This window comes from Psychrobacter sp. 1U2 (genome assembly GCF_051847575.1).
The window spans coordinates 1-640 of record NZ_JBPYDC010001291.1 but is presented as its reverse complement, the minus strand read 5'-3'; the positions used below and the strand labels follow the sequence as shown (position 1 = coordinate 640).

General features: G+C 35.8%; 1 protein-coding gene. It reads right to left on the bottom strand.

Features of this window, described 5'->3' with window-relative positions:
* Window positions 1–307 (bottom strand): hypothetical protein (locus ACS8FD_RS21715; protein ID WP_439277397.1); only part of this gene is annotated, 307 nt, incomplete at its 3' end.
* Between the last annotated feature and the right edge of the window lie 333 nt (window positions 308–640).

Below are 640 nucleotides of genomic sequence, written 5' to 3'. Positions count from 1 at the left end.
GATTTGTCTGACCCACGCGCAATGTCGAAAAATCAAACCCGCTTGCTACAAGTGACACATGCGCAGCCAATAAATCAACGCTATCCTCTTTAGCTTTTTTAACAAGGTGTTTATAGCACTTGCTGTAGACTAAATCCTTATCCAATGTCTGAACATACATCTTTAAAACAAGCTCAAGACAGTGGGACAAATGAAGTATCGAAAATTTAAAAGCAGTAGGATTACCTTGCTGCCCACTTTCAAATTTTACTAAAGCCTCATTAAAACTATCAAGAGCATTTGATTTAATATCCAGTTTAAGTTCCAAAGTAAATCCTTATGTTGGTAGTAATGAAGCATTAATGCTTAAGAAACAGAGGTAGGAAAACACAGTAGCGCAATATCCTAAACAGAAAGGGAAACCGAGAGTATTCTAAATTCAGTGTAACTGATTAAAAAGAATACCGCGAAGTACACTACAGTTATTTAGAGAAATTAAACCATTGCCACCATTAGCCTACAGACGTAGATTCAAGTCCTCACTAGGGAATTGAACCAGAGCAAACACCTGACTGGTTAGCTACGTTCAAACTTATGATGTTTTAATAACTCAAACCCAGATGGATACTCATTCATTTTATAAAGTAAATAAGAATCTATT